Source organism: Nocardioides sp. HDW12B, assembly GCF_011299595.1.
Taxonomy (GTDB): Bacteria; Actinomycetota; Actinomycetes; order Propionibacteriales; family Nocardioidaceae; genus Marmoricola_A.
Window position 1 is genome coordinate 2,798,115 of record NZ_CP049867.1, and the last position, 26,056, is coordinate 2,824,170.

Annotated in this window: 23 protein-coding genes; 17 read left to right on the top strand and 6 right to left on the bottom strand. The window is 74.3% G+C overall.

What is annotated here, in order from left to right:
• Positions 1-19 precede the first annotated feature (19 nt).
• From G7072_RS13130 to G7072_RS13165, 8 genes are all read left to right on the top strand, one after another.
• On the top strand, positions 20-577 hold the full coding sequence (locus tag G7072_RS13130) for a YceI family protein (RefSeq protein WP_166087052.1): 558 nt from the start codon (positions 20-22) through the stop codon (positions 575-577).
• Positions 578-749: 172 nt separating this feature from the next.
• Complete coding sequence (locus G7072_RS13135; RefSeq protein WP_166087054.1) at positions 750-1,208, top strand: pyridoxamine 5'-phosphate oxidase family protein; 459 nt, start codon at positions 750-752, stop codon at positions 1,206-1,208.
• A 16-nt stretch (positions 1,209-1,224) separates the two neighbouring features.
• Positions 1,225-2,853 (top strand): GAF domain-containing protein, encoded by a 1,629-nt coding sequence (locus tag G7072_RS13140; protein WP_166087056.1) that lies wholly within the window; start codon positions 1,225-1,227, stop codon positions 2,851-2,853.
• Positions 2,854-2,855: 2 nt separating this feature from the next.
• Entirely contained in the window at positions 2,856-3,407 is a 552-nt protein-coding gene (locus tag G7072_RS13145) for a MarR family transcriptional regulator (RefSeq protein WP_240916943.1), read from the top strand.
• Between the two features lie 41 nt (positions 3,408-3,448).
• Positions 3,449-6,694 carry a fused isobutyryl-CoA mutase/GTPase IcmF gene (gene icmF / locus G7072_RS13150; protein ID WP_166087058.1) on the top strand — a complete coding sequence of 1,082 codons (3,246 nt, stop codon included), beginning with the start codon at positions 3,449-3,451 and terminating at the stop codon, positions 6,692-6,694.
• Between the two features lie 6 nt (positions 6,695-6,700).
• Positions 6,701-7,297: a GNAT family N-acetyltransferase gene (locus G7072_RS13155; RefSeq protein ID WP_166087060.1), complete on the top strand. Its 597-nt coding sequence runs from the start codon at positions 6,701-6,703 to the stop codon at positions 7,295-7,297.
• A 60-nt stretch (positions 7,298-7,357) separates the two neighbouring features.
• Positions 7,358-8,527 carry an acyl-CoA dehydrogenase family protein gene (locus G7072_RS13160; RefSeq protein ID WP_166087062.1) on the top strand — a complete coding sequence of 390 codons (1,170 nt, stop codon included), beginning with the start codon at positions 7,358-7,360 and terminating at the stop codon, positions 8,525-8,527.
• A 59-nt stretch (positions 8,528-8,586) separates the two neighbouring features.
• Positions 8,587-9,255: a hypothetical protein gene (locus tag G7072_RS13165; protein ID WP_166087064.1), complete on the top strand. Its 669-nt coding sequence runs from the start codon at positions 8,587-8,589 to the stop codon at positions 9,253-9,255.
• Positions 9,256-9,265: 10 nt separating this feature from the next.
• On the opposite strand, the gene G7072_RS13170 is transcribed toward G7072_RS13165, so the two are convergent.
• Together G7072_RS13170 and galK are read right to left on the bottom strand one after the other, a co-directional pair.
• Entirely contained in the window at positions 9,266-11,491 is a 2,226-nt protein-coding gene (locus G7072_RS13170; protein ID WP_166087066.1) for an N-6 DNA methylase, read from the bottom strand.
• A gap of 8 nt (positions 11,492-11,499) precedes the next feature.
• On the bottom strand, positions 11,500-12,693 hold the full coding sequence (galK, locus tag G7072_RS13175) for a galactokinase (RefSeq protein WP_240916944.1): 1,194 nt from the start codon (positions 12,691-12,693) through the stop codon (positions 11,500-11,502).
• A 67-nt stretch (positions 12,694-12,760) separates the two neighbouring features.
• On the opposite strand from galK, the gene G7072_RS13180 reads away from it, so the two are divergent.
• From G7072_RS13180 to G7072_RS13210, 7 genes are all read left to right on the top strand, one after another.
• On the top strand, positions 12,761-13,588 hold the full coding sequence (locus G7072_RS13180; protein ID WP_240916945.1) for an adenylate/guanylate cyclase domain-containing protein: 828 nt from the start codon (positions 12,761-12,763) through the stop codon (positions 13,586-13,588).
• 19 nt (positions 13,589-13,607) lie between these two features.
• Positions 13,608-15,062, top strand: coding sequence for an amidase (locus G7072_RS13185; protein WP_166087072.1), 1,455 nt, complete (start codon positions 13,608-13,610; stop codon positions 15,060-15,062).
• A 49-nt stretch (positions 15,063-15,111) separates the two neighbouring features.
• Complete coding sequence (locus tag G7072_RS13190; protein WP_166087074.1) at positions 15,112-15,888, top strand: IclR family transcriptional regulator; 777 nt, start codon at positions 15,112-15,114, stop codon at positions 15,886-15,888.
• A gap of 38 nt (positions 15,889-15,926) precedes the next feature.
• Positions 15,927-16,958, top strand: coding sequence for an acetaldehyde dehydrogenase (acetylating) (locus G7072_RS13195; protein WP_166087078.1), 1,032 nt, complete (start codon positions 15,927-15,929; stop codon positions 16,956-16,958).
• Positions 16,955-17,968, top strand: a complete 1,014-nt coding sequence (gene dmpG / locus G7072_RS13200; protein ID WP_166087080.1) for a 4-hydroxy-2-oxovalerate aldolase — start codon at positions 16,955-16,957, stop codon at positions 17,966-17,968. The genes G7072_RS13195 and dmpG overlap by 4 nt, the downstream gene beginning before the upstream one ends.
• A gap of 190 nt (positions 17,969-18,158) precedes the next feature.
• The gene (locus G7072_RS13205) at positions 18,159-18,689 is read left to right on the top strand and encodes a hypothetical protein (RefSeq protein ID WP_166087082.1); all 531 of its coding nucleotides are present in this window, start codon (positions 18,159-18,161) and stop codon (positions 18,687-18,689) included.
• A 34-nt stretch (positions 18,690-18,723) separates the two neighbouring features.
• A complete protein-coding gene (locus G7072_RS13210) occupies positions 18,724-19,458 on the top strand; it encodes a glutamine amidotransferase (RefSeq protein WP_166087084.1) in 735 nt (244 codons plus the stop codon).
• A 25-nt stretch (positions 19,459-19,483) separates the two neighbouring features.
• Here G7072_RS13210 and G7072_RS13215 read toward each other — a convergent pair whose 3' ends face one another.
• The gene (locus G7072_RS13215; RefSeq protein ID WP_166087086.1) at positions 19,484-21,652 is read right to left on the bottom strand and encodes a hypothetical protein; all 2,169 of its coding nucleotides are present in this window, start codon (positions 21,650-21,652) and stop codon (positions 19,484-19,486) included.
• Between the two features lie 228 nt (positions 21,653-21,880).
• Here G7072_RS13215 and G7072_RS13220 point away from each other — a divergent pair, with 228 nt between their 5' ends.
• On the top strand, positions 21,881-22,387 hold the full coding sequence (locus tag G7072_RS13220) for a SigE family RNA polymerase sigma factor (protein WP_166087088.1): 507 nt from the start codon (positions 21,881-21,883) through the stop codon (positions 22,385-22,387).
• The gene (locus G7072_RS13225) at positions 22,387-23,520 is read left to right on the top strand and encodes a hypothetical protein (RefSeq protein WP_166087090.1); all 1,134 of its coding nucleotides are present in this window, start codon (positions 22,387-22,389) and stop codon (positions 23,518-23,520) included. The genes G7072_RS13220 and G7072_RS13225 overlap by 1 nt, the downstream gene beginning before the upstream one ends.
• A gap of 45 nt (positions 23,521-23,565) precedes the next feature.
• Here the strand turns inward: G7072_RS13225 and G7072_RS13230 are convergent, their stop codons facing one another.
• From G7072_RS13230 to G7072_RS13240, 3 genes are read right to left on the bottom strand one after another with little or no spacing between them, the layout of a single operon-like run.
• Positions 23,566-24,168, bottom strand: coding sequence for an energy-coupling factor transporter transmembrane protein EcfT (locus G7072_RS13230; RefSeq protein ID WP_166087092.1), 603 nt, complete (start codon positions 24,166-24,168; stop codon positions 23,566-23,568).
• Positions 24,165-24,884, bottom strand: a complete 720-nt coding sequence (locus G7072_RS13235; RefSeq protein WP_346766206.1) for an ABC transporter ATP-binding protein — start codon at positions 24,882-24,884, stop codon at positions 24,165-24,167. Before G7072_RS13235 ends, G7072_RS13230 begins: the two co-directional genes overlap by 4 nt.
• Positions 24,881-26,050 (bottom strand): thiolase family protein, encoded by a 1,170-nt coding sequence (locus G7072_RS13240; RefSeq protein ID WP_240916946.1) that lies wholly within the window; start codon positions 26,048-26,050, stop codon positions 24,881-24,883. The genes G7072_RS13235 and G7072_RS13240 overlap by 4 nt, the downstream gene beginning before the upstream one ends.
• Positions 26,051-26,056 lie beyond the last annotated feature (6 nt).

Consider the following 26,056-nt stretch of genomic DNA (forward strand, 5'->3'; position numbering starts at 1 on the left):
ACGACTCGAGGAGAGCCCGATGAGCACCACCACCCAGAGCACGATCCCCGCCGGCACCTTCACCGTGGACCCGTCGCACAGCCACGTCGGCTTCGTCGCGCGGCACGCGATGGTCACCAAGGTCCGCGGCTCGTTCAACGAGTTCAGCGCCACCGCCACCTTCGACCCCGCCGACCTCGCCGCCACCAAGGCCGAGGTCAGCGTCGACGTGGCCAGCATCGACACCCGCAGCGAGCAGCGCGACGGCCACCTGCGCAGCGGCGACTTCTTCGACGTGGAGACCTTCCCGAAGCTCACCTTCGTGTCCACCCAGGTCGAGCAGTCCGACGACGAGACCCTGAGCGTCACCGGCGACCTGACCATCAAGGACACCACCAAGCCGGTCACGATCGACTTCACCTTCACCGGTGCGGCCACCGACCCGTTCGGCAACGAGCGCGTCGGCTTCGAGGGCTCCGTCGTCGTCAACCGCAAGGACTGGAACCTCACCTGGAACGCGGCCCTCGAGACCGGCGGCGTCCTGGTCAGCGACAAGGTGACCCTGGAGTTCGACCTCAGCGCCATCAAGAGCGCCTGACCTCCTCTCCTCGAGGGGCCGGTCCCCGACCCGAAGGCCGATGGTCGCCCGGGTCGGGGACCAACGCCCCCACCTGGGGCGAAAGGCTGGCTGACGCGCCGCTCGTGGCGCACCATGGATCAGCACCGCGACCCGCGGTGCTCCTTGCCGCGAGCGCGACGGAGCCCGTCCCATGTCCGAGACCCGAGACCTCGAGCCCGGAGAGTGCGTCCGGCTGCTCCGCAGCGGCGTCGTGGGCCGGGTCGCGCTGTCGACGCCGGAGGGCCCGCACATCGTCCCGGTGAACTACGCCGTGTTCGAGGACACCATCGTGGTGCGCACCTCGACGTACAGCCTGCTGGGGACCTACGGCCGCAACTCCATGCTCGCCTTCGAGGTCGACGACGTCGACCACGACCGGCACGTGGGCTGGAGCGTGCTCGCCCGCGGACGGGCCTGGGCCGAGCTCGACGCCGACGTCATCACGGCGATGCGCAACGCGTGGCGGCCCCACCCCTGGGCCGGGGGCGTGCGCAACCTCTACCTCCGGATGCGGTGGGAGACCCTCACCGGTCGAGCCATCGGCGCCGGAGCGATGCGCGGCCTCTCCGCCACGCGGGTGTCGCCGGACACCACCCTGAACGCCAGCTGACTGTGACAATGAGCCCGTGAGCTCCGCCACCGGCTCCGACGACGAGGACCTCGGCTCCCCCGCCCCGCTGCCCTCCGCACCGTCGCCCACCCCCTCCCTCCCGGCGTTCCTGCGCGCCATGGAGACGATCTCCAGCGACCTCGACACCACCACGCTGCTGGACCAGCTCGTGCTCGCCGCCTGCGACCTCGTCGGCGCCCGGTACGGCGCCCTGCTCGTGTTCGGCGCCGACGGCCGGCTCGCGCGCTTCGTCACCCACGGGGTCGACCGACGCCAGGAGAGCCGCATCGGGTCGCCCCCCACCGGGTGCGGGCTGCTCGGGCTGAACGGGCACCCGAGCGGCGCGCTGCGGATGGACGACCTCACCCAGCACCCGCGCTTCAGCGGCTTCCCGCCGCACCACCCGGTGCTGCGCACGCTCATCTTCGCGCCCATCCGGGTGCGAGGCACCGAGTTCGGCAGCCTCTACCTCAGCGAGAAGGCCGACGGCGCCCCGTTCACGGCCGCCGACCAGGCCCAGGTCCAGGCGCTCGCGCAGGTCGCGGGCTTCGTGGTCGAGAACGCGCACGCCTACGGGCTGAGCGAGCGCCGCCGCCGCTGGCTGGAGATGTTCGGCGAGCTCAACGACGCCCTCCAGCCGCCGCTGGTGCTCGGCACCGCGCTGCGCCGCGTCGCCTCCGCCGTCCGCATCGCCTCCGGCGCCCTGGCAGCCGCGGTGGTCCAGGTGCCCGAGCAGGGCCTGGTCAGCGTCGCGGCGCAGTCCGGCGACGAGTCGGTCCTCAGCGCCGTGACGAGCGAGATGGAGCGGACGGTGCGGATGGTCGTGGCCAGCGGCGAGGTCCTCGAGACGACGCTGGCCGACGAGGTCAGCGCGCTCGTCGCCCCGCTGCGCGCCCACCTGGCCGTCCCCGGGGTGCTGGTGATCGCGCACGAGGCGAGCCGCCGCCCCGACTACGTGGAGGAGCGGGACCTGCTCGCGACCTTCGCCGACCACGTCGCCCTGTCGCTCGACCGGACGCAGGCCCTGCAGGACCGCGAGGAGATGGCGGTCGTCGCCGACCGCGACCGCATCGCCCGCGAGCTGCACGACGTGGTGATCCAGCGCCTCTTCGCCACGGGCCTGCACCTGCAGTCCGCGCGCACGGCGGCCACCGACCCCGACCTCCGCGCCCGCATCGAGCAGGTCGTGGTCGAGGTCGACCAGACCATCCGCGACATCCGCGGCACCATCTTCTCGCTGCAGAAGCGCCCCCAGGACTCCCTGCGGGCCGAGGTGCGGGAGGTCGTGCGTGAATTCGTCCCCCGCCTCGGCTTCGCCCCCTCGGTGCAGCTGACCGGGCGCGTCGACCAGGGCCTGGGCGCCCAGGTGCAGCCCGTCTTCCTCGCCGTCCTGCGGGAGGCCCTGACCAACGTCGCCCGGCACGCCCGCGCCGGCAGCGTGTGGATCGACGTCCGCGTGGTCGACGCGCAGGTGCAGCTGCGGGTCACCGACAACGGCAGCGGGGTGCCCGAGGAGCGTCGCGAGAGCGGTCTGCGCCACGCACGACGCCGCGCGCTGCTGCTGGGCGGCGACCTCGACCTGTGGCCCAACGAGCCCAGCGGCACCGTCTTCGTGTGGTCCGTCCCGCTCCCGGCCACCGACTGAGGGTGGTGTCCTCCCCAGGCCCGGACCGGCCGGCGCGCCCGGACCGGCCCGACCCCATCCGCGAGGCGCACCGGCAGTGGGTGCGGCACGGCTGGGCCGACGCCGCCGACGCGATGGCGGTGGTGACCTCGCTGGTGCGGGTCCACCAGCTCCTGCACGAGCGCATCGACGCCGTGCTGCGTCCGCTGGGCCTGACCTTCGCCCGCTACGAGGTCCTGCGGCTGCTGGCCTTCACCACGGCCGGGTCCCTGCCGATGACGCGGCTCGGGTCCCTGCTGCAGGTCCACCCGACGAGCGTCACCAGCGCCGTGGACCGCCTCGAGCGGCAGGGCTTCGTGGTCCGCGAGCGCCAGAGCGCCGACCGACGGGTGGTGCGAGCCGCCATCACCGACACCGGGCGCGCCGTCGTGGAGGAGGCGACCGTGGGCCTCAACGACTCGGTGTTCGGCGAGCTCGGCCTCGACCCGGACGAGACCGCCGACCTGACGCGCCTGCTGTCGACGTACCGCCGGCACGCCGGAGACCGGGTCGAGCCCGGCGAGGACGGCGTATGATGACGACGATTACTTGGACGTCCAACTAAATCCGAGGTGCCATGCCCGAGCCGACCGTGCCGTCCCGCCCCGCCCTCCACCGGCCGGTCCACCCGGTCCGGCTGGTGACGGCCTCCAGCCTGTTCGACGGCCACGACGCCTCGATCAACATCATGCGGCGGATCCTGCAGTCGCAGGGCGCCGAGGTGGTCCACCTGGGGCACAACCGGTCCGTGCAGGAGGTCGTCGACGCCGTCCTCGAGGAGGACGCCCAGGGCGTCGCCGTGTCGTCGTACCAGGGCGGCCACGTGGAGTACTTCGAGTACCTCGTCTCCTCCCTGGCCGAGCGCGGCGCCCCCGACGTGAAGGTGTACGGCGGTGGCGGCGGCGTCATCGTCCGCGACGAGATCGAGCGGCTGGCCCGCAGCGGCGTCACGATCTTCTCGCCCGAGGACGGGCAGAAGCTGGGCCTGGCCGGCATGGTCAACCGCATCGTCGCCGAGTGCGACGTCCCCGGCTGGGACCGCGGACCGGTCGACGTCGACGCCGTCCTCGCCGGCGGCGCGACCGCCGTGGCCCGGGCGATCACCGGCGCGGAGACCGGACGCCTGCCCGACGACCTGCGCGCACGCCTCGAGGAGGTCGCCGCCGGTCGGGACGTGCCCGTGCTCGGCATCACCGGCACCGGCGGCTCCGGCAAGTCCTCGCTGACCGACGAGCTCGTCCGCCGGCTGCGGCTCGACCAGGAGGACAAGCTGCGCGTCGCGGTGGTCGCGGTGGACCCGACCCGGCGCAAGGGCGGCGGCGCCCTGCTGGGCGACCGGATCCGGATGAACTCCCTCGACGGCGACCGGGTCTACTTCCGCTCCCTGGCCACCCGCGGTGCCCACGAGATCCCGCCCTACCTGCCCGACGTGGTCACGGTGCTGAAGGCCGCCGGCTTCGACCTGGTGGTGATCGAGACCCCGGGCATCGGCCAGGGCGACGCCGGCATCGTGCCGTTCGTCGACACCGCGCTCTACGTCATGACGCCCGAGTTCGGCGCCGCGTCGCAGCTGGAGAAGATCGACATGCTCGACTTCGCCGACGCGGTCGCGATCAACAAGTTCGAGCGCCGCGGGGCCGAGGACGCGCTGCGCGACGTCGGACGCCAGCTGGTGCGCAACCGCGAGGCCTTCGGGCAGCAGCCGACCGACATGCCGGTCTTCGGCACCTCGGCCGCCACCTTCAACGACGACGGCGTCACCGCGCTCTACCAGCACCTGCGCGACCTGCTCGCCGAGCGCGGCCTGCCGGTGACCGAGGGGCGCCTGCCCCGGGTCGACGTACGCCGCTCGTCGGTGACGGCGCGCATCGTGCCGCCCGAGCGGGTGCGCTACCTCGCCGACATCGCCGAGACCGTGCGCGGCTACCACGCCGCGACCGAGCGGCTGGCCGAGGCGGCGTCCCGCGTGCAGCGCCTCGAGCTGGTGCACGACGAGCTCGCCGGCTCCGACGACGCAGGGGTCCGGCGCCTCCTCGACCGGGCGCGCGACGACCTGCCCGCCGAGGCGGGCGAGCAGCTGGCCTCCTGGCCCGACGTGGTCGCGTCGTACTCCGGCGAGGAGCAGGTCGTCGTCGTGCGCGACAAGGAGATCCACACGGCCCTGACGCGGGAGTCCTTGTCAGGCAACAAGATCCGCCGGGTGTCGCTGCCCCGGCACCGTGACCACGGCGACCTGCTGCGCTTCCTGCGTCGGGAGAACCTGCCCGGCTTCTTCCCCTTCACCGGCGGGGTCTTCAAGTTCAAGCGCGACAACGAGGACCCGGCCCGGATGTTCGCCGGCGAGGGCGACCCGTTCCGCACCAACCGGCGCTTCAAGCTGCTGTCGGAGGGCCAGCCGGCCACCCGGCTGTCCACCGCCTTCGACTCGGTGACGCTCTACGGCCGCGACCCCGACCTGCGACCCGACATCTACGGCAAGGTCGGCACCTCCGGTGTCTCGGTGGCGACTCTCGACGACATGCGGGCGCTCTACGACGGCTTCGACCTCGTGTCGCCCACCACGTCGGTCTCGATGACGATCAACGGCCCCGCGCCCACGATCCTGGCCTTCTTCCTCAACACCGTCGCCGACCAGCAGGTCGCGAAGTTCACCGCCGAGCACGACCGCGAGCCGGACGCCGAGGAGCGCGCGGCGCTCGCCGCGCACGGGCTGGCCACCGTGCGGGGCACGGTCCAGGCCGACATCCTCAAGGAGGACCAGGGCCAGAACACCTGCCTGTTCTCCACCGAGTTCTCCCTGCGGATGATGGCCGACATCCAGGAGTGGTTCATCGAGAACGGCGTGCGCAACTTCTACTCGGTCTCGATCTCCGGCTACCACATCGCTGAAGCCGGGGCGAACCCCATCAGCCAGCTCGCGTTCACGCTGTCCAACGGCTTCACCTACGTTGAGGCCTACCTCGCCCGCGGCATGGACATCGACGACTTCGCGCCGAACCTGTCGTTCTTCTTCTCCAACGGCATGGACCCGGAGTACTCCGTGCTCGGCCGCGTCGCCCGTCGCATCTGGGCGGTGGCGATGCGTGACCGCTACGGCGCCAACGAGCGCTCGCAGAAGCTGAAGTACCACGTGCAGACGTCGGGCCGCTCCCTGCACGCGCAGGAGATGGACTTCAACGACATCCGCACCACGCTGCAGGCGCTCATCGCGATCTACGACAACGCCAACTCCCTGCACACCAACGCCTTCGACGAGGCCGTCACCACCCCGTCGGCCTCCTCGGTGCGCCGAGCGCTGGCGATCCAGCTGATCATCAACCGCGAGTGGGGCCTGGCGATGAACGAGAACCCGCTCCAGGGCTCCTTCGTCATCGACGAGCTCACCGACCTCGTCGAGGCCGCGGTGCTGGAGGAGTTCGACCGGATCACCGAGCGCGGCGGCGTCCTCGGGGCGATGGAGACCGGCTACCAGCGCGGGCGCATCCAGGACGAGTCGATGCTCTACGAGCACCGCAAGCACGACGGGTCGCTGCCCATCGTCGGCGTCAACACCTTCCTCGCGCCGGAGTCCGACCAGGAGCCGGTGACCGTCGAGCTCGCCCGCGCCACCGAGGACGAGAAGCGGTCCCAGCTCGACCGGGTCCACGGCTTCCAGGAGACCCACCGCAGCGAGGCCGAGGAGGCGCTGGCGCGGCTCAAGCGCGCGGCCGTCGAGGGCGAGAACGTCTTCGCCGTCCTCATGGACGCGGCGCGCGTGTGCTCGCTGCAGCAGGTGACCGAGGCCTTCTTCGAGGTCGGCGGGGCCTACCGCCGCAACGTGTAGGCCGTCGTGGCTCTCGAGATCCGGCCGGCCCACGACTTCGCCGACGTCGCGACGATGCTCGGCCCGAGGAACCCGACGTCCTCGGTGTGCTGGTGCCTCAGCCACCGCGTCGACTCCCGCACCAACCGCGAGCTCGTCGGTCCGGCCCGCGGGGAGTTCGTGCGCGGGCTGTGCTCCCGTGACGTCGCCCCCGGCGTGCTGGCGTACGACGAGGACGGCACCGTCGTGGGCTGGGCCGCGGTCGCCCCCCGCTCGGAGCTGCCCTTCGCCCGCTCGACGAAGATCCCGCACGTCGACGACCTGCCCGTCTGGTCGTTGTGGTGCGTGCGCGTCCGACCGGGACACCGGGGCCGCGGCATCGCCCCCGTGCTCGTCGCCGGCGCCGCCGACTACGCCTTCTCCCAGGGCGCTCCCGCGGTCGAGGGCTACCCCACCGACAACCAGGGCGCCAAGGTCGACCTGACCATGGCCTACGTCGGCACGCGCGCGCTCTTCGAGCGGGCCGGGTTCGTCAAGTCCGCCGACACCGAGTCCGTCTCGGGCGGATTCCCGCGCGTGCTCATGAGGCTGCACGCCGAGGACCGCGCCCGGCGTACCGTCTGAGCACCACCACCGACCCGCCCACCGACCCCACCGATCCCGCATCCGCCCCCGGAGGAACCCGTGCCCGCCACCCGCGTCCTGCCCACCGAGGAGGCCGCCGACCTGCTGCGGCTGACCCGCCAGATCGTCGAGGCCGAGCTCGGCCCGCACGTGGCGCGGGCCGAGGCCGAGGAGGAGTTCCCGCGCGAGGCCTTCCGCACGCTGGGGCGCGCCGGGCTGCTGTCGCTGCCCTACCCCGAGCAGTACGGCGGCGGCGAGCAGCCCTACGAGGTCTACCTCCAGGTGCTCGAGGAGATCTCGTCGGTGTGGGCCTCCGTCGGCGTCGGCGTCAGCGTGCACGCGCTGTCCTGCTTCGGGCTCTTCACCCGCGGCACCGAGGAGCAGAAGCAGCGCTTCCTGCCGGAGATGCTCTCCGGCGAGCTCCTCGGCGCCTACGCCCTGTCCGAGCCGCACGCCGGCTCCGACCCCGCGGCGATGACGACCAAGGCGGCACGCCAGGGCGACGGGTCCTACGTGCTGAGCGGCACCAAGGCCTGGATCACCCACGGCGGTCACGCCGACTTCTACAAGGTCATGGCCCGCACCTCCGACCGCCGCAACGGCATCTCCTGCTTCCTCGTGCCGGCGGACGCCGACGGGCTCAGCACCGACCCGCCGGAGCGCAAGATGGGCCTGACCGGCTCGGCCACCACCACGCTGCGGCTCGAGGACGTGCACGTCGACGCCGACCGGCTGCTCGGCGCGGAGGGCGACGGCCTGCGCATCGCGCTCGAGGGGCTCGACTCCGGACGTCTCGGCATCGCCGCGGTCGCCACCGGCCTGGCGCAGGGCGCGCTCGACCACGCGGTCGCCTACGCCAAGCACCGCGAGACCTTCGGCACGCGCATCATCGACCACCAGGGGCTGGCCTTCGTGCTGGCCGACATGGAAGCGGCGGTGCAGTCGGCGAGGGCCACGACGCTGCACGCGGCGCGCCTGAAGGACGCCGGCCGTCCGTTCGGGCGCGAGGCCTCGATCGCCAAGATGGTCGCCACCGACAACGCCATGAAGGTGACCACCGACGCGGTCCAGGTGCTGGGCGGCTACGGCTACACCCGGGACTTCCCGGTCGAGCGCTACATGCGCGAGGCCAAGGTCATGCAGATCTTCGAGGGCACCAACCAGATCCAGCGCATGGTGATCTCCCGCGACCTCGACAAGAACCCGGGCGGGAAGATCTCCCACCAGTGACCGTCCTGGCCGACCCTCCGCGTCCCCGAGCCGGCCGAGGCCGGTCGTGGGTCGTCGACGTGGTCCGGCTGGTGCTCCTCGGAGCCTGGCTCGTGGTGCTGGCCGCGGCGGTGCTCCTCGCCGAGCGCCCGTCGAGCTGGGACCGGCTGGAGGGTGCCGTCGCACGCGGGGACGTCGGCTCCGTCGTCCTGCGCGGCGACCTGGCGCTCGAGGGACGCGGCTGGTCGGTGACGGACGTCGCCTGGCGCGAGGGCCCCTTCGCGCACCACGCCGAGGTCCTGGTGGCCCGTCCGCGCGAGGCGGGCCTGAGGCAGGTGCGCCGCGGCAGCTTCCCTGAGGCCACGCTGGTCACGTCGCAGGACGTGTCGACGCTGCTGGCGGACCTGGACCCCGACCTCCGGGTCGAGACCGCCCCGTGGTCCGGCTCGGGTGCCACGTTCGAGGCCTTCCCCGGCTGGCGGCTGAAGGGCTGGGTCGTCGGCCTCGCGTTCGGGACGTTCGTCGCGACCGTCGTCCTGCTGGTCCTGGGCCCGCCGACCCGGCGGGCCACGCCGTGGGCCTGGTTCTGGCTCCTGACCACCCCGTTCCTGCCGCTCGTGGCGGTGGCCCTGCTGGTCCTCGGCTACCGGACGCCGTTCCTGCCGCCCGGCCGGGACGGGCGGCGTGGGCTGACCGGCGGTTGGGCCTTCCTGCTCTCCCTCGTGCTGGGCGCCGCGGCGACGCGCTGAGGGCCGGGGGTCAGACCCGCGGGAGGCGCGCGCTCCACCAGGCGAGGACGTCGTCCCCGGGCGGCCCCGGGAGCGGTGCGCGCGGCGCACCCGCGGGGTCCACGCCGAAGCCGTAGGCCCGGCCCATCGTGGCTCCGGCCCGCAGGAGGAGCTCGCGCCGCTCGGCCGGGGTCGCCGCCTCCTGGGCCGCCCGGACCTCGTCGGCGCCGCGGCCCCAGGACTCCTCGTCGGTGGGCAGCGGCAGCGCCGCGGCCTGCTTGGCGCTGAGCTTGATCGATGCGGGGTTGAGCGCGCTGCCGGCGTAGCGGGTCGCCGCGAGTGCGCACACGGGCGGGGCGAGCAGGACCGCGAGCACCCGCCACACGTCCGCGGGGTCGTGCGGGCGGACGGTGACGACGGGCACCGACGGCAGCCACATCCCGGCGGGGTCGGCGACCGCCTCGAGCACACGGCCCTGGGTCGCCAGCAGCACCTTGGGCACCAGCCGCCGCGCGGCCCAGCCCGCCAGCGCCGGGTCCTCCTCGAGCACGTCGAGGTCCACCACGGGGGCCTGCCACTGCTGCTTGAGGAAGCGCGTGCTGCGCAGCCCCCACAGGCAGACCGCGGGGTCGATCAGCCCGGCGGTGACGAGCGGGGCGACACGACCCCCGGTGGTCGGCGGATCCGCGGGGTCGGACTCGCGCACCGCCGGCTCGAGCCCGTAGTACTGGTCGCGGAAGTCCGCGGTGCAGTCGGCGAGGTCGCCGAGGGTCCGCGAGGACACCAGCGCGACCTCGGGCACCCCGAGGGCGGCGGCGAGCAGGAAGCCCCACTCCCGCGTCAGGTGGCCGGCCTCCACCGCCCGGTCGGGCAGCCGCTCGAAGGTGCCGCCCCGCCAGCGGCGTACGACGTCCTGGGTCGCGCCGTGCGCCACCACGACCGCGCACGTCGGGACCGCCGCGTCGAACAGGCCCGACTCCCCCACCCACAGCGACGTCACAGCGCCGGCCGCGGTCACGGCCTGCCGCACCGGCGCGGCGTCGCGCGTGGACAGCACCGACTGCGGCTGCACCAGCCCGACCCGGCCACCCGGACGCACCCAGGACAGCGCGTGCAGCAGGAAGACCGCGCTCAGGTCCGTGTACGTCGCGACGCCGGCGGTGGGGCGGGCCCGGACGGTCAGCCGTTCGAGCTGGTTGGCGAAGGGCGGGTTGCCGACCACCACGTCGAAGCCGCCCGGCGCCGTCTCGACCGCACGCACCTCGCCCGCGGCGAACTCCCCGGCCTCGAAGTCACCGAGCTCGAAGTCCCCCACCCCGACGCCGCCGTCGACGAACACGTCGGGGAAGCACCGCTGCCAGCCGAGGTCGCCCACGCTGTCGCCGGCGACCAGGGTGACCTCGAGCATGACGTCGGCGGGGACGGTCCCGGGCGCGTCCTCGTCGCGCAGGTCGAGCCAGGTGTCGAGCCAGAGACCGATCCGGGCGAGCTCGAGGACGGCCGGGTCGAGGTCCACCCCGTGCACGGCGGCCAGGGCCGCCCGCCTCGCCTCCGCCGGCCCCGGACCGCCCGCGCGGACCCGGGCGGTCAGCCGGCGGGCCGCGGGGAGGAGGAACGCGCCTGCCCCGCAGGCCGGGTCCAGCACCCGGGGCAGCGCCGGCGGCAGCACCGGTTGCCCGTGGGCGACGTCCTGGGGCCGGTCCGCCACGGGCTCCAGCGTCTCGTCGAGCAGGTGGTCGACCAGCGCGGCCGGGGTGAAGTAGGAGCCGCCGGCCTTGCGCAGGCGGCCCTCGCGCCGCCAGGTCCAGCGGTCCTGCTCCGCGACCAGCTGCCAGTCGAGCACCTCCTCGTGCAGCCGGCCGAGCCGCAGCACGTCGTCGCGCCCCAGGCCCGGCCCGTCATCACGCCCCAGGCCCGGTCCGCCACCCAGGCCCCGTCCGACGCCCAGCACGTCCCGGGCGGCGTCCAGCACGGGGAGGTCCGGCACCGGGGACGCGAGAGCCAGCCCCGCGACGGCCTCGGACGTGGAGACCGTCAGCCCCGACGCGCCGGCCAGCTCGGCGAACAGCAGCCGGTAGCCGACGGCCAGCAGGTCGGCGCGACAGCGGTCCGCGGCGCCCTCGTCACGGGCCTCGGCGACCTCAGCACCGGGCGGCGGGAGGGCGTCGGCGAGCCGCTCGAGGGCAGCCAGCAGGAAGGCTGTCCCGGGGAGGGCTGAGGTCGTCCCGGACCGGTCGCCCTGCCGGCGGCGGCTCATGCCGCCCGTCACCCCACCCGGCGCGCGCCGGCCGAGGCGGTCACCACGAAGGTGCGCGGCTCGGTGAACCCGTGCTCGTCGTACGCCGCCCGCACGCCCGCCTCGACCGCGGCGACGTCCTGGCGGAGCACGAGGGCGATGACGCACCCTCCGAAGCCGCCCCCGGTCATGCGGGCGCCGAGGGCGCCGGACCGCTCCGCCGCCTCCGCGGCGACGTCGACCTGGGGCACGGTGATCTCGAAGTCGTCGCGCATCGAGGTGTGGGAGGCGCTGAGCAGCGGTCCCACGGCGCGGAGGTCGCCGGACCGGAGCAGTGCCGCGACCTCGAGGACCCGGCCGTCCTCGGTGACGACGTGGCGGACCCGCCGGCGGACCACCTCGTCGTCGATGCGGGCCAGCGCGTCGTCGAGGTCGTCGACCGTGACGTCGCGCAGCGCCGGCACCCCGAGCGCGTGGGCCCCGGCCTCGCACGAGCTGCGCCGCTCGGCGTACTCCCCGTCGACCAGGGCGTGCGGCGCCCGGGTGTCGACGACGAGCAGCGCCAGGTCGTGGGCCGCCGCGTCGAAGGGCACCGGGTCGACCTCCAGGCTGCGGGTGTCGAGGAACAGCGCGTGGCCGTCGAGCCCGTGGAGGCTGGCCATCTGGTCCATGATCCCGGTCGGCGCGCCGACGTAGTCGTTCTCGGCGGTGCGCACGAGCAGCGCCAGCTCGGTGGCGTCGACCTCCAGCCCGGCGCGGCCGAGGAGGGCGCGGGCGACGGCGCACTCGAGGGCGTGCGACGACGACAGCCCGGCGCCGCTCGGCACGTCGGAGTCGAGGAAGACGTCCACGCCGGAGCGGCCCACGAGGTCGTGTCCGGCCTCGCGCAGCGCCCAGGCGACGCCGGCGGCGTAGCCGCCCCAGCCCTCGACGCGGCCGTCCTCGGAGGCGGGGTCGAGCGCGGCGACGTCGATCTCCACCACCCCGTCGGCCTGGCCCGACCGGACCACGACGAGGTGGTCGTCGCGGCTGCGCGTGGCGGCGCCGACCCCGAAGGGCAGCGCGAGCGGCAGCACGAAGCCCTCGTTGTAATCGGTGTGCTCGCCGATGAGGTTGACCCGTCCCGGGGCGAACCAGACCTGCTCCGGCTCGGCGCCCGACGCCGCGCGCAGCTGGTCGGCCGCGCGCACGGCGGGCTCGGGCCAGGGGGAACGGTCCGTCACGGGGGCTCTCCTCGGAGTTCGGTGGCCTCGGCGTCGCGGGCCAGGGTCACTCTGACAGGCTGGACCCGTGTCGCGGAACCTCACGCTCGTGCTGCTCCTGGTCGCGCTGGTGCTGCTGGCCGCCACGCTCGTCGCCCTGATCGCGATGACCGTGCTCGCGCTGCGTCGGGCCCGGCGGATCGAGGAGCTCGAGGCCCGGCTCACCCCCGATCCCGACCGGCCCCAGAACGCCGCCCAGTGGGCGGTGCGGACCGTGGTCGACACCGCGGCAAGGGTCCGCGAGCGGGGCCTGGTCTCGGGGCTGCTGCGGACCCCCATCGAGGAGCTGCAACGGTGGTTCACCGAGGAGCGGGAGCAGATCCGCCGCATCGCCGGCCCCGACGGGCACCTCACCGTGATGTTCTCCGACATCCAGGGCTCGACCGCCCTCAACGAGGAGCTCGGGGACCGCGAGTGGGTCAAGGTGCTGCGCCGCCACGACGCCGTGGTGCGGGCGGCGGTCGCGAGCCAGGACGGGTACGTCGTGAAGTCGCAGGGCGACGGCTTCATGGTGATCTTCAGCGACCCGGAGTCGGCGGTGGCCGCCGCCGAGCGCATCCACCGCAAGGTGGGCACCGCCGGGCGCCGGCTGCGACGTACGCCGCTGACGGTCCGGATCGGCATCCACTGCGGCACGGTGGTCGCCCGCAACGGGGACTTCTTCGGGCGCAACGTCGCGATGGCGGCCCGGGTGGCGACGCTCGCCGACGGCGGGCAGACCCTGGTCACCGACGAGGTCGCCGAGGCGCTCGAGGGTCGCGAGGACCTCGACCTGACCCCGCTCGGCGTCGTCGAGCTGAAGGGGCTCGCCGGCGAGCACCAGCTGTGGCTGTTGGACCCCCCGCAGCGCGTCTGAGCGGGCATCATGGGCTGCCATGACCTCCCCCACCCCTCCCGGGCACCCGGTCCACGCCTTCTCTGACGACGCCCTCGGGAGCGACGACGCCACCGGCGTGGCCGCGCGGATCCGCTCCGGCGAGATCTCCGCGGCCGAGGTGGCAGCCGCCGCGATCGACCGGGCGGAGTCCCTGCAGCCGGTGCTCAACGCGGTGCAGCACGCCGCCTACGACGCGGGCGGCTCGACGTCTCCGGGCGCGGACGCCGTCTTCGCCGGCGTCCCGACGTTCGTCAAGGACAACGCCGACGTGAAGGGGCTGCCGACCAACCACGGCACCGAGGCGTTCGTCGCCCGGCCCGCCAAGGCCGACGGCCCGGTCGTGACGCAGCTGCGCTCCCTCGGGGTCACCGTGCTCGGCAAGTCGCGGCTGCCGGAGTTCGGCTTCAGCGCCTCCACCGAGTACGCCGGCGCCGCTCCCGTCCGCAACCCGTGGGACCCCCGCTTCTCCGCCGGCGCGTCCTCCGGCGGATCGGCGGCCCTCGTGGCCGGCGGTGCCGTGCCGCTGGCGCACGCCAACGACGGCGGCGGCTCGATCCGCATCCCGGCGGCCGCCTGCGGGCTGGTCGGGCTCAAGGCCACACGCGGCCGGGTCGCCTCGGACCCGGCCGACCGGGCGATGCCGGTCGGCATCGTGGCGCAGGGGGTCGTGACGCGCTCGGTGCGCGACACCGCACGCTTCCTCGCCGCGGTCGAGGAGCACCGGCGCGCGCCGGGACTGCCCCCGGTCCGGCTGGTCGAGGGCCCCGGCCGGACCCGGCTTCGGGTCGGGGTCACCCTGGACTCGCTCGGCGGCGCCGTCACCGACGAGGAGACCCGCAAGGCGGTGCTCTCCGTGGCCGACCTGCTCTCCGGTCTCGGCCACCACGTCGAGGAGGCCGCGCCCCCGGCCCCGGACCGCTTCGCCGACGACTTCGCGGCGTACTGGGCGCTGCTCGGGGCACTGATCTCCCGCACGGGGCGGCTGGCGCTGGGGCGCGACTTCGACGCCTCGCGCACGGACGCGCTGACGCAGGGGCTGGCGCGGACGTTCCGCCGTCAGGTCCTGAGCACCCCGGGGGTGGTCCGGCGGCTGCGCCGCAGCACCGCGGTCTACCGCACCGGCTTCGCCACCCACGACGTCTACCTGTCTCCGGTGCTGAGCCACACCACGCCCGAGATCGGGTTCCTCTCCCCCGGGCTGGGGTTCGAGGAGCTCTTCGAGCGGCTGCGGACCTACGTCGCCTTCACGCCCCTGCAGAACGCCACCGGGACCCCGGCGGTCTCGCTGCCACTGGCGCAGTCCTCCCGGGGTCTGCCGATCGGCGTCCAATTGGCCGGCGACCTCGGCGACGAGCGGACCCTGCTGGAGCTGGCCTTCGAGCTGGAGGCGGCGCGGCCCTTCGCACGGATCCAGGACGCGCCCGGGGCCGCGCTGCTGACGAAGGGCTCCTGACATCGCCACCGTCGGGCCCGGACCGGCGCCCGCAACCGGGCCCGGGCCGGTGCCGGGGCCGGAGACCGTGCTGGGCAAGGCGGCCGCCCTGCTCTTCGCCTTCGGCCCCGACGAGCCGCAGCTCTCGCTGAGCGAGCTCACCGCGCGCACCGGCGTCGCCAAGCCGACGGTGCACCGGGTGGCGGGCGACCTCGTCGCGCTGCGGCTGCTCGAACGCGTCGGCAGCGACTACCGGCTGGGGGCGCGGCTCTTCGAGCTCGGCATGCGCGCCTCGGTCGAGCGGGGCCTGCTCGAGGTCGCGACGCCGTTCCTGCAGGACGTGCGCGAGCGCACCCGGGAGACCGTCCACCTCGCCGTCCCGGAGGGCACCGAGGTGGTCTACGTGGCGAAGCTCGGGGACCACCAGCAGGCCAGCACGCCGACCCGGCTGGGCGGGCGGATGCCGATGCACTGCACAGCGCTGGGCAAGGCGCTGCTCGCCCACACCGACCCCGAGGTGCGCGACGCGGTGCTCGCCGGGCCCCTCGAGCGACGTACGGCGCGCACCGTCGTGGCGCCCGGCCTGCTGCACCGTCAGCTCGAGCGGGTCCGCGCGAGCGGCGTGGCCTTCGAGCACGAGGAGGCGGTGGCCGGGGTGGTGTGCGTGGCGGCGCCGGTGCTGGGCGTCGACGACCGACCGGTGGCGGCCGTGAGCGCGACCGGACCGATCACCCGCTTCGACCCGACCCGCCACGCGGCGGCCGTCCGGGCGGCGGCGGACGGCATCGCGGCCACCCTCGCCCGTCGGCGGGAGCTGACCCCGGAGGTCCACTCACCGGAACACTGAGGTGTCCTCCCGCCCGGCATCCCGAGGACCATGCGGCCATGGAACCGGACGGAGCAGGACGGACCGCGGTGGCGGTGATCGGCTCGGGCAACATCGGCACGGACCTCATGATCAAGGTGCTGCGCCTCTCCGAGACCCTCGAGATGGCCGCGATGGTGGGCATCGACCCCGACTCCGACGGGCTCGCCCGGGCGGCCCGCCTCGGGGTGCCGACCACGGCCGACGGCGTCGAGGGCCTGATCGCGATGGAGGGCTTCGACCGCATCCGCATCGTGCTCGACGCGACGTCGGCCCGGGCCCACGCCGCCAACGCCGAGGCCCTCGCGCCGTACGGCGTGACGCTGGTCGACCTGACCCCGGCCGCGCTCGGGCCGTTCGTGGTGCCCGCGGTGAACCTGGAGGAGCACCTGGGTCCCGACGTCGCCTGGGAGGGGCTGGACCTCAACATGGTCACCTGCGGCGGGCAGGCCACGATCCCCGTCGTGCACGCCGTCGCCCAGGTGACCGCGGTCCCCTACGCCGAGATCGTGGCCTCCATCGCGTCACGCTCGGCCGGTCCGGGCACACGGGCGAACATCGACGAGTTCACCGAGACCACCGCGCGGGCGATCGAGCAGATCGGCGGCGCCGGTCGCGGCAAGGCGATCATCGTCCTCAACCCGGCCGAGCCGCCGCTGATCATGCGCGACACCGTCTTCTGCCTGACCGGGGACGTCGACGCGGACGCCGTACGCACGGCCGTGGAGGCGCGGGTGGCCGAGGTGGCGGCGTACGTGCCGGGCTACCGGCTCAAGCAGCAGGTGCAGGTCACCCCGCTCGCCGAGGGCGACCCCTGGCACACGGTGGTGCCGGCGGGGCACGCGCCGGTGACGACGAAGGTGACGGTCTTCCTCGAGGTCGAGGGCGCGGCGCACTACCTGCCCGCCTACGCGGGCAACCTCGACATCATGACGTCGGCGGCCCTGCGGGTGGCCGAGCGAGTCGCCGAGCGACGGGCCGACCGGGCCGACCGGGCCGACCGGGCCGACCGGGCCGACCGGGCCGACCGTGCGCTGGAGGCGGCGCGGTGAGCGCGCCCGAGCTCTACGTCCAGGACGTCACGCTGCGCGACGGCATGCACGCGATCCGGCACCGCATCGGCACCGACGACGTCGGCCGCATCGTGGCGGCGCTGGACGCCGCCGGGGTGGACGCCATCGAGGTCGCCCACGGCGACGGACTGGCCGGTGGATCGGTGAACTACGGGCCGGGCAGCCACACCGACTGGGAGTGGATCGAGGCCGCGGCCGAACACTGCTCGCGCGCCGTGCTGACCACGCTGATCCTGCCCGGGATCGCCACCCGACGCGAGCTGCGGCGCGCCTACGACCTCGGCGTCCGCTCGGTCCGCGTCGCGACGCACTGCACCGAGGCCGACGTGGCCGCGCAGCACATCGCGATGGCGCGCGAGCTCGGGATGGACGTGTCCGGGTTCCTGATGATGAGCCACATGGCCCCCGCCGCGGAGCTGGCCCAGCAGGCCCGCCTGATGGAGTCGTACGGCGCCCACTGCGTCTACGTGACCGACTCGGGGGGCCGGCTGACCATGGACGGGGTCCGGGAGCGGTTCCGCGCCTACCGCGACGTGCTCGACCCCGACACCCAGCTCGGCATCCACGCCCACGAGAACCTCTCGCTGTCGGTGGCCAACTCCGTGGTCGCCGTGGAGGAGGGCGTCACCCGGGTCGACGCGTCGCTGGCCGGGCACGGCGCCGGGGCCGGCAACTGCCCGATCGAGCCGTTCGTGGCCGTGGCGACGCTCAACGGCTGGGGCCACCGCTGCGACCTGCTGGCGCTGCAGGACGCCGCCGACGACCTGGTCCGGCCACTTCAGGACCGCCCGGTCCGGGTCGACCGGGAGACGCTGACCCTCGGGTTCGCCGGGGTGTACTCGTCGTTCCTGCGGCACGCCGAGGCGGCCTCGGTGCAGTACGGCATCGACGTCCGCACGCTCCTGCTCGAGGTGGGTCGGCGCGGGCTCGTCGGCGGCCAGGAGGACATGATCGTCGACGTCGCGCTCGACCTTCTGGGTGCGGCCTGAGCCCGGTCGGTGTGGCAGGGTGGGGCCGCTCGTGATCGCCCCTTCCCTCGCGCGAGGGAAATCATGCGAGTCCCAACGTCCCCTCCCGGGTGCCGTTGGGCCGTGGTGGCGGCGGGCGGGCGGAACATAACCTGACGCCGTCGCCGTGCTCCGACGTCGGGCGACCACCACGACCGAACGAGGAGGAACGATGGGCTACGTCGTGCTCAGGCACGCCGGGGACCACCTGGGACTCGTGCCCGACGCCACGTCCGGCCGGTCCCGTCTGCACCCGGTCGACGGGGCGGTCACCGCCGCGGCCGTCTTCCGCCGGCTGGCCCTCTCGCACGACCGCATCGCCCTGCAGACCCTCGACGGTCGCTACCTCACGGTGGCCGAGGACGAGGCGATGAGCTTCGCGGTGTACGCCGACGCCTCCTTCTCGAGCGCCGCCACCTTCGAGGAGGTGCTCTGGCCGGGCGGCGAGGTGTCGCTGCGCTGCGACCGGCTCACCTACCTCAGCGTGACCCCCTCGGGCCAGGTGAGTGCGAACCGCACGGTCACCGAGGTCTCGGAGCGCTTCTCGATGACCTCCGCCCCCCGCAGCCTGCGCCCGGTGGTGGCCGAGCCGGAGCCGGCCATCGCGCGCGTCGTCACCCTGCCGCGCCAGGCCGGTCCCCGTCGGGAGGACCCCAGCACCCGCCGCAACGGCGGCTCCTCGGTGGGCCACGGCACCGACTGACGCCGGCTGACAGGCCGGCCCCTATCCTCGCAGCGTGAAACCCTTCCTGCTCCTCGCCACCCGGGCCGAGGACGCTGCCGCCGACGAGGAGTACGCCGCCTTCCTGCGGTTCTCGGGGCTGGCGCCGAGCGACCTGGTCCGGCACCGGCTGGAGCGGGACCCACTGGGACGGGTGGACCTGGACCGGTGGTCCGGGCTGATCCTGGGCGGGAGCCCCTTCACGACCTCGATCCCGGCCGAGCAGAAGTCGTCGGCGCAGATCCGCTCCGAGGCCGAGCTGGGACTGCTGCTGCCGGAGGTGCTCGAGCGCGACTTCCCCTTCCTGGGCGCCTGCTACGGCGTGGGGATCCTGGGCCAGCACCTGCAGGGCGTCGTCGACGACACTTATCCCGAGCCGGTCGGGCCGACCGTGGTGCAGCTCAGCGACGACGGTCGCCGGGACCCGCTGCTGGGCATCCTGCCGCCGTCCTTCGAGGCGTTCGTGGGGCACAAGGAGGCGGTGACGGTGCTGCCGGAGGCCGCGGTCCGGCTGGCCGGCTCGTCGGCGTGCCCCGTGCAGGCCTTCCGGGTCGGTGAGCGCGTCTACGCCACGCAGTTCCACCCCGAGCTCGACGTCACCGGGATCCAGATCCGCATCGACACCTACAAGCACGCCGGCTACTTCGACCCCGGCACCGCCGACGACCTCAAGGCGGCCGCCGCCGCGAGCGACGTCGTCCACCCACCACGGCTCGTGCGCCGCTTCGTCGAGCTGTTCGCCACCGACTGAGCCCGGCGCGCGAGCGCCTCGTGGGTCAGGCGACGTCGATCAGGAGTCGTCCGATCCTGGCCTCCAGGGCACTGCGCGACCCGGGCGCGGCGGTGGGCCTGCTGCTGGCCCTCTCCTCGTGCTGGCGCAGGATCGCGGGGCGCTCCCGACCCAGAGGTGTGGTCCCGGTGTGGTCGACGCGGAACCAGTGCCCGCTCGGCGTCTGCCAGAGATACAGACCGGGGAGGGGCTGGTGGCAGCGCCAGCCGGCGTGGGTCTTGAGGTTGTGGTGGCCCACGGCGAGCGGCCCGAGGTTGCCGGGCCGCGTCGGACCCCTGACCGGCGCGGTCGAGGCGTCCGACGCGACCGTCTCGTCGACCTCCGGGCCCCGCCCGGTCGCGCGGGGCCCGGTGCGGTCGTGGACGTAGGGCACGGTGTGGTCGATCTGGCACCGGCGGGCGTCGGCCGTCCCCCACGGAAAGACCTCGAACACCGACGAATGCACGACCGCCTCCTGCATCGCAGCCGGCACGTCGTAGGCGTCGACGGGCGCCTGCCCCGCAACGTCCAGGACGGGCCTCACCACGATCTGGTCGCGGAGCCGGAGCCGTGCGCGGTTCTGACGGCGCGCTCGCGACGCAGGACCACCCTCGGTAGCAGCGGGAGCGGCATCGTCACCGACGCCGGGGACGGCACCGGGACCGGGACCGGGACCGGGACCCTGGTCGCTCAGCCGGGCTCCGGGTGGATGTCGTCCGTCGAGATGGTCGACCAGCCATGCGGGCAGCTGCTCCGACAGCAGGTCACGCAGCTGGCGCAACCCCACCGGACCCAGCGGACCGTCGGAGTCGGCCATCCGCGCCACCACCCCGTCCTCGCTGAGGTGGAAGAACAGCGTCGTCCGCGGACGCAGCAGGTCCCATGCGCTGCCATGACCCTGACGGGCCGCCAGGTCGGCTAGCTCTCGTCCGAACGCGGCCGCCAGCTCGACGGCCGTGGGCGGCTCCGGGTCCGGCTCCGGATCCAGGTCCGGGTCCGGGTCCGGGTCCGGGTCCGGGTCCGGGTAAGGGTCCAGGTCCAGGTCCAGGTCCAGGTCCAGGTCCGAAGGTGTGTCCGCGTTCGCGTCCGGTTCCGGGTTCAGGTCCGGCTCCGGGTTCAGGTCAAGTTTCAGGTCCCCAGCTGAACGTGTGTCCGCGTCCAGTCCTTGCTCGTGCTCGTGCTCGTGCTCGGGCTTGTGCTCGTGCACGGGCTTGTGCTCGTGCACGGAGTCGGCCCCTGGGTCGTCGTCCACCGCCGCGGGGCCGGGCCCGGCGCTGTCGACCCGGTCGGGGCTGACGGTCTGCCCGAGCAGCAGGCAGACCTGGGCGGGGTTGGCGAGGAGGCCGATCGCCTTGGCCCGCCGCACCTGCTCGGCGTCCCCGTCGCCGGCCGCGCCCAGGAGCTCGGCCAGGTGCTGGACCAGCGCGTCGAGCCGGGCCACGTTGCCTGCCGAGGTGCGGGCCACGAGCGTCCGGTTGCCCTTCTCGTCGGTGCCGCGGTAGCGACCGGCCGAGACGTAGCAGCGCTCGTCGTGCTCCCGCCGCCGCTCCTCGTGCCCCTCCGGGTCCGCGGCGATCACGGCCGCCTCGATGACGTCGAAGCAGCGACCCCAGGGCAACTTCGCGAGGACGTGCGCCGTCGCGCGGTCCACCTGGTCGGCCTGCTCCCGCGTCAGCCACGCGGCCATGCGCGCCAGGCGCCGGGCCTGCCACTCCTCGACCTCGCCGGCCATCAGCCGGCGCCAGAGCCGTGGGTGGCGGTGCCGCAGGTCCAGAGCCTCACCCAGCGCGGTCGAGCCCGACTGCGTGGTCGTGCCCAAGTGGACCGCGTACTCGGCCACCCCGGACGCCGACACCGCCGGCGTCCCGTCGCTCCCCGGCCGACGGCAGATCCACAGCCGCCGTCGCCACGGCGATGACGTCGAAGCGGTGCCCTGACAGCCGCACACGCCCTCGCGGGCGCCGGACCCGACGTCGGTGTCCTCCAGGTGCCGTCCCTGCTGGCACGCGGGCACGTGCTGGTCGGCCCAGGTCACAGCCAGCAGGAGCCGCCGAGCCCCGAGCAGCCGGCTCTCGCGGTCCACGTCGGCAATGGCGTCGGCCAGCTTCGCCGCATCGAGATCCACGACCGGCTCGACCTCCGCGACGTCGAGCACGCCCGAGCGAGGCTGCCCCATCCCCGAAACTCTGTCATGCTCGAACATACGTTCGATTGTACTACACGAGGGTGACAGGCTCCATACCGGCTCTCACTGATTGTGGATTCCTCGATCCGACCGTCCCCACCACGCGATCCGACCGTCCCCGCCACGCGATCCGACCGTGCGGCCACGACCATAGGACTGCGAACCGACGCAACCTGCTGGAGCAATCGTGCGTCTGGAGGGAGGAAGGAGGTGGTGCCGGTGCCGACGTACACCGAGGCGGAGCTACCGACGTTCGAGGAGTACGCTGCCGCAGCGTGGCCCTCGCTGTACCGCCGCGCGTACCTGTTGTGCGGCAACCACGCCGACGCGGAGGACCTCGCGCAGGCGTCGCTCATCAAGATCCACGCCTCGTGGACGAAGGTGAGCCGGGCGGAGTCGCCCCACGCCTACGTGCGCCGCATCCTCACCAACACCTTCCTGTCCACCAAGCGCCACAAGGGCCGCCGGCTGGAGCTGCTGGCCGGGGACCACGCCCCGGAGCCGACCAGCCCGCCGGTCGAGGGTCCCGAGGACCGCATGGCCCTGTGGCCACACGTGCGGGACCTCCCGAAGCGGCAACGCGCCGTCATCGTCCTGCGCTACTACGAACAGCTCAGCGAGGCGGAGATCGCCGACGCGCTCGACTGCTCCCGCGGCAACGTGAAGTCCACGGCCCACCGCGCCCTGCAGAACCTACGAACCGCTCTCGATGGGAGGGACGAATGATGGACTCCGAGCTCGAGCAGACCCTCGCACGCGACCTGGACGACGTCGCGAGCCGGCTCGTCGTACCCACGATGCCGACGCTGCCCTCCTCGCCCCCCGGCGGCTGGTCGCGTCGCCACCGCGCGGCGCCGTTGCTGCTCGCGGCAGCCGTCCTCGCCACCGCCCTCGCCACCGTGGCGACGATCCTGTCCCTGACAGGGCCCGCCGCCGACGGCCCGGTGGCGCCCCCGACCCCCGCCCCGAGCGCCGAGGGCGCGATCTCAGGTGCAGCGCCCGACGTGCCCGCGGTGGTCGCCGGAACCCTCCTCGTCGGGGGTGAGCAGGTCCCCGGCGAGTGGCTCAACGTCCAGGGCACCGGCACTCGCTGGGTCGGCCAGCGCGCCGACGGCGGCTGGCGGTGGGGCTTCGACACCGAGCCCCAGCGCATGGACGGCGCGATGGAGCAGCCGCCCGTCATGTCCCCCAACGGCGGCTACACCGCCCGGGTCGTCAGCGACGCGGGCAGCGCGATGCTCATCGGCGCCGACACCGAGTTCGGCGGTGAGGGGTTCGGTGGCGTCGACGTGCCGGTCGACCCCCAGGGTCCGCCACCGCGCGCCGCGGCCGTGACGGACGACGGGCTGGTGGTGGCCGGCGGACCCGGCTTCCAGCTGCTCTGGCGCCCCCTCGTGGACAACGAGACCGTCGACCTGGCGGAGACGGCTCCCGGCCAGGTGGTGCTCGACGGGACCGCAGCCGGACTGGTCGTCAACGAGGGCGAGTACGGCGCCACCGACGGCACCCAGGGCGAGCCCTACCTGGCCCGGGTGTCCGAGGACGGCTCGCTCGAGCGGCTGGGGTCGGTCCCGACGCACGACGTGCTCGAGGCCAGCGAGCAGTGGCTGGCGTTCGTGCCACCCGGCACGGTCGGCGGCGAGGCCTCGGCGGCTCCCGACCTCCGGGTGCAGCGCCTCGACGGCTCGGCGGACGGCACGCTGTCGCCGCCCCAGGGATGGCTCTTCGTCGCGCCGGGCTTCCGCTGGGAGAGCGAGGACAGCCTGGTCGGGCTGGTCGTGACCCAGGACGGTGGCGACGAGGGGCTCGTGCGGTGCCGCCCGGAGCCGGCGGCGTGCCGTCTGCTCGACCTGCCCTGAGGCGCTGAGCCGCTGAGCCGCTGAGCCGCTGGGGCCCGGACGGGCTCAGTCGTCGACGCCGCGGGCGACGAGGGCCTCGCCCAGGTCGTCGGCGTGGCGGACGGCGCGGATGATCAGCGGGGCGGCGTACGCACGGGCGCTGGGACGCACCCCGCGTGCCCGCTGGGCGTCGCGGACCTCCTCGGCCAGGCCGAGGACGACCGGGACCGAGCGGATGGCCAGCGCCATGAGCAGCCCGACCCGCTCGGGGTCGACGCCGACGTGGCGCAGCGGCCGGACGACCGCCACCACGACGTCGAGCAGGTCCTGGGTGCGGGTGGTCAGCGTGACCAGGCCGGCCAGCAGCACCAGCGCGCCCACCACGCCGACCACCACGACGGCCCGCTCCCAGCCCGCGACGAGCACCTGGAAGACGACCACGGCGCCGAGGATCAGCGCCAGCGGCCGGATCTGGGCCACCACGCTGCGCAGGGGGATGCGCGCGACGGCGTACGCGAGGACGAGGGCGAGCCACATCAGCCCGACCCGGGGCAACGTGTCGAGCCAGAGCGACCCGACCCCGGCCGCGACCAGGGCACCGAGCTTCACCCGCGCCGGCAGCCGGTGCACCACCGAGGTGCCCGGAACGAAGAGCCCGAGCTGGCTCACGGCCGGGCCGCCATGAGGTCGCGGTAGTGGGCCACCGACACCGCGGGCGGGCCGTCGTGCACCAGGCGACCCTCGTCGAAGACCAGCACCCGGTCGTAGTCGTCGAGCAGGTCGAGGTGGTGGGTCACGAGCAGCACCTGCTGCGGGAGTGCGGTGACGGTCTCGGCCACCCGGCGGGCGTTGCGCAGGTCGAGCAGCGTGGTCGGCTCGTCCAGCACCAGCACCTCCGGCTCGGTCACGAGGACCGAGGCGAGGGCCAGCATCTGTTTTTGTCCTCCCGACAACAGATGGGCGGGGTGGTCGGCGTGGCCGTCGAGGCCGTACCGCACCAGCGCCTCGTCCACCCGGGCGCGCACCTCCCCCTTCGACAGCCCGCGCCGGCGCAGGCCGAAGGCGACGTCCTCGCGCACCGTGGGCATCACGATCTGCGCGTCCGGGTTGGTGAAGCAGAAGCCGACGAGGCGCCGGACGGCGCGGCTGTCGTCGCGGGTGTCGAGGCCGTGCACCCGGACCCGACCCTCGTCGGGCAGCACCAGACCGTTGAGCAGCCGCACGAAGGTCGACTTCCCCGACCCGTTGGCGCCGATCACCCCGACCCGGCGCTCGGTCAGCGTCACGTCGACGTCGCGCAGCACCGGTCGGCCGGCGCGGGAGCCGACCATCGGGTAGGCGTGACTCACTCCCTGCACCTCGATGCGCGGCACCTCCGGGGTCACGCCACCGCCTCCACCACGACGGCCACACCCTGCCCGCCACCGGCCGCGATCGCGGCCAGGCCCAGGCCCCCGCGGCCGCTGCGCACGAGCTGGCTGAAGAGGCGCACCACGAGCACCGAGCCAGACGCTCCCCAGGGGTGGCCGAGCGCCAGCGCACCGCCCTCGGGACACACCCGCTCCGGGTCGAGGGCCAGCGCGCGGCAGCAGGCCAGCACCTGGCCCGCAAAGGCCTCGTTGAGCTCCACCACGGCGAGGTCGGCCAGACCCACCCCGGCCCGCTCCAGGGCCAGCCGGGTGGCGGGCACGAGCCCGTGCCCGGGCCGGTCGGGGTCGAACGCCACGGTCGCGGTCGAGCGGATCCGCAGGCCCGGCAGCCCGAGGGACCGGCGTACGTCGTCGGTGACGAGGGTGGCCGCGGCGGCGCCGTCGTTGATCCCGCAGCTGTTGCCGGCCGTGACGGTGCCGTCCTCGCGGAACGCCGGTCGGAGCCGGGCGAGGCGCTCGACGCCCAGTCCGTCGCGCGGACGCTCGTCGCGGGCGAGGCCGCCGACGAGGACCAGCTCGGCGTCGAAGCCACCGGCCGCCGCCGTCGCCACCGCCCGCGCGTGGGACCGCGCGGCGTAGCCATCCTGCTCGGCCCGGGTCACTCCGGCCTCCGCGGCGAGCAGGTCGTTCGCCACCCCCATGTCGGGGTCGCCGAGCGCCGCGGGGGCGAACGGTGCCCGCTCGTAGCGCTGCAGCGTCGGCGCGTCGGAGCCGCTCGCGGTGGCGTCCGGCCCCGGTGGCCAGAACCGCCAGGGTGCGGTCGAGGCGGACTCGACGCCACCCGCCAGCACCACGCCGGGTCCCGGCGTCGCCGTCAGGGTGGCCGCCCCCTGGACGACGGCGGCCAGCCCGCTCGCGCACTGGCGGTCGACGGTCACCGCGGGCACGTCGCGGCCCCACCCGAGCGTCGCCGGCTCGAGGCCGGCCTGCAGCGTCGCGACCCGGGCCACGTCGCCCCCGGGGCCCATGCAGTTGCCGAGCACCACCTCGTGCACGGCGCCCGCACCGGCCGGGAGGCGGTCGACGAGAGCGGAGAGCACCGGCGCCGCCAGGTCAGCGGCGGTGAGCGACGCGAGGCCGCGGCCCGCCGTCCCGATCGGGGTGCGGAGGGCGTCGACCACGCAGGG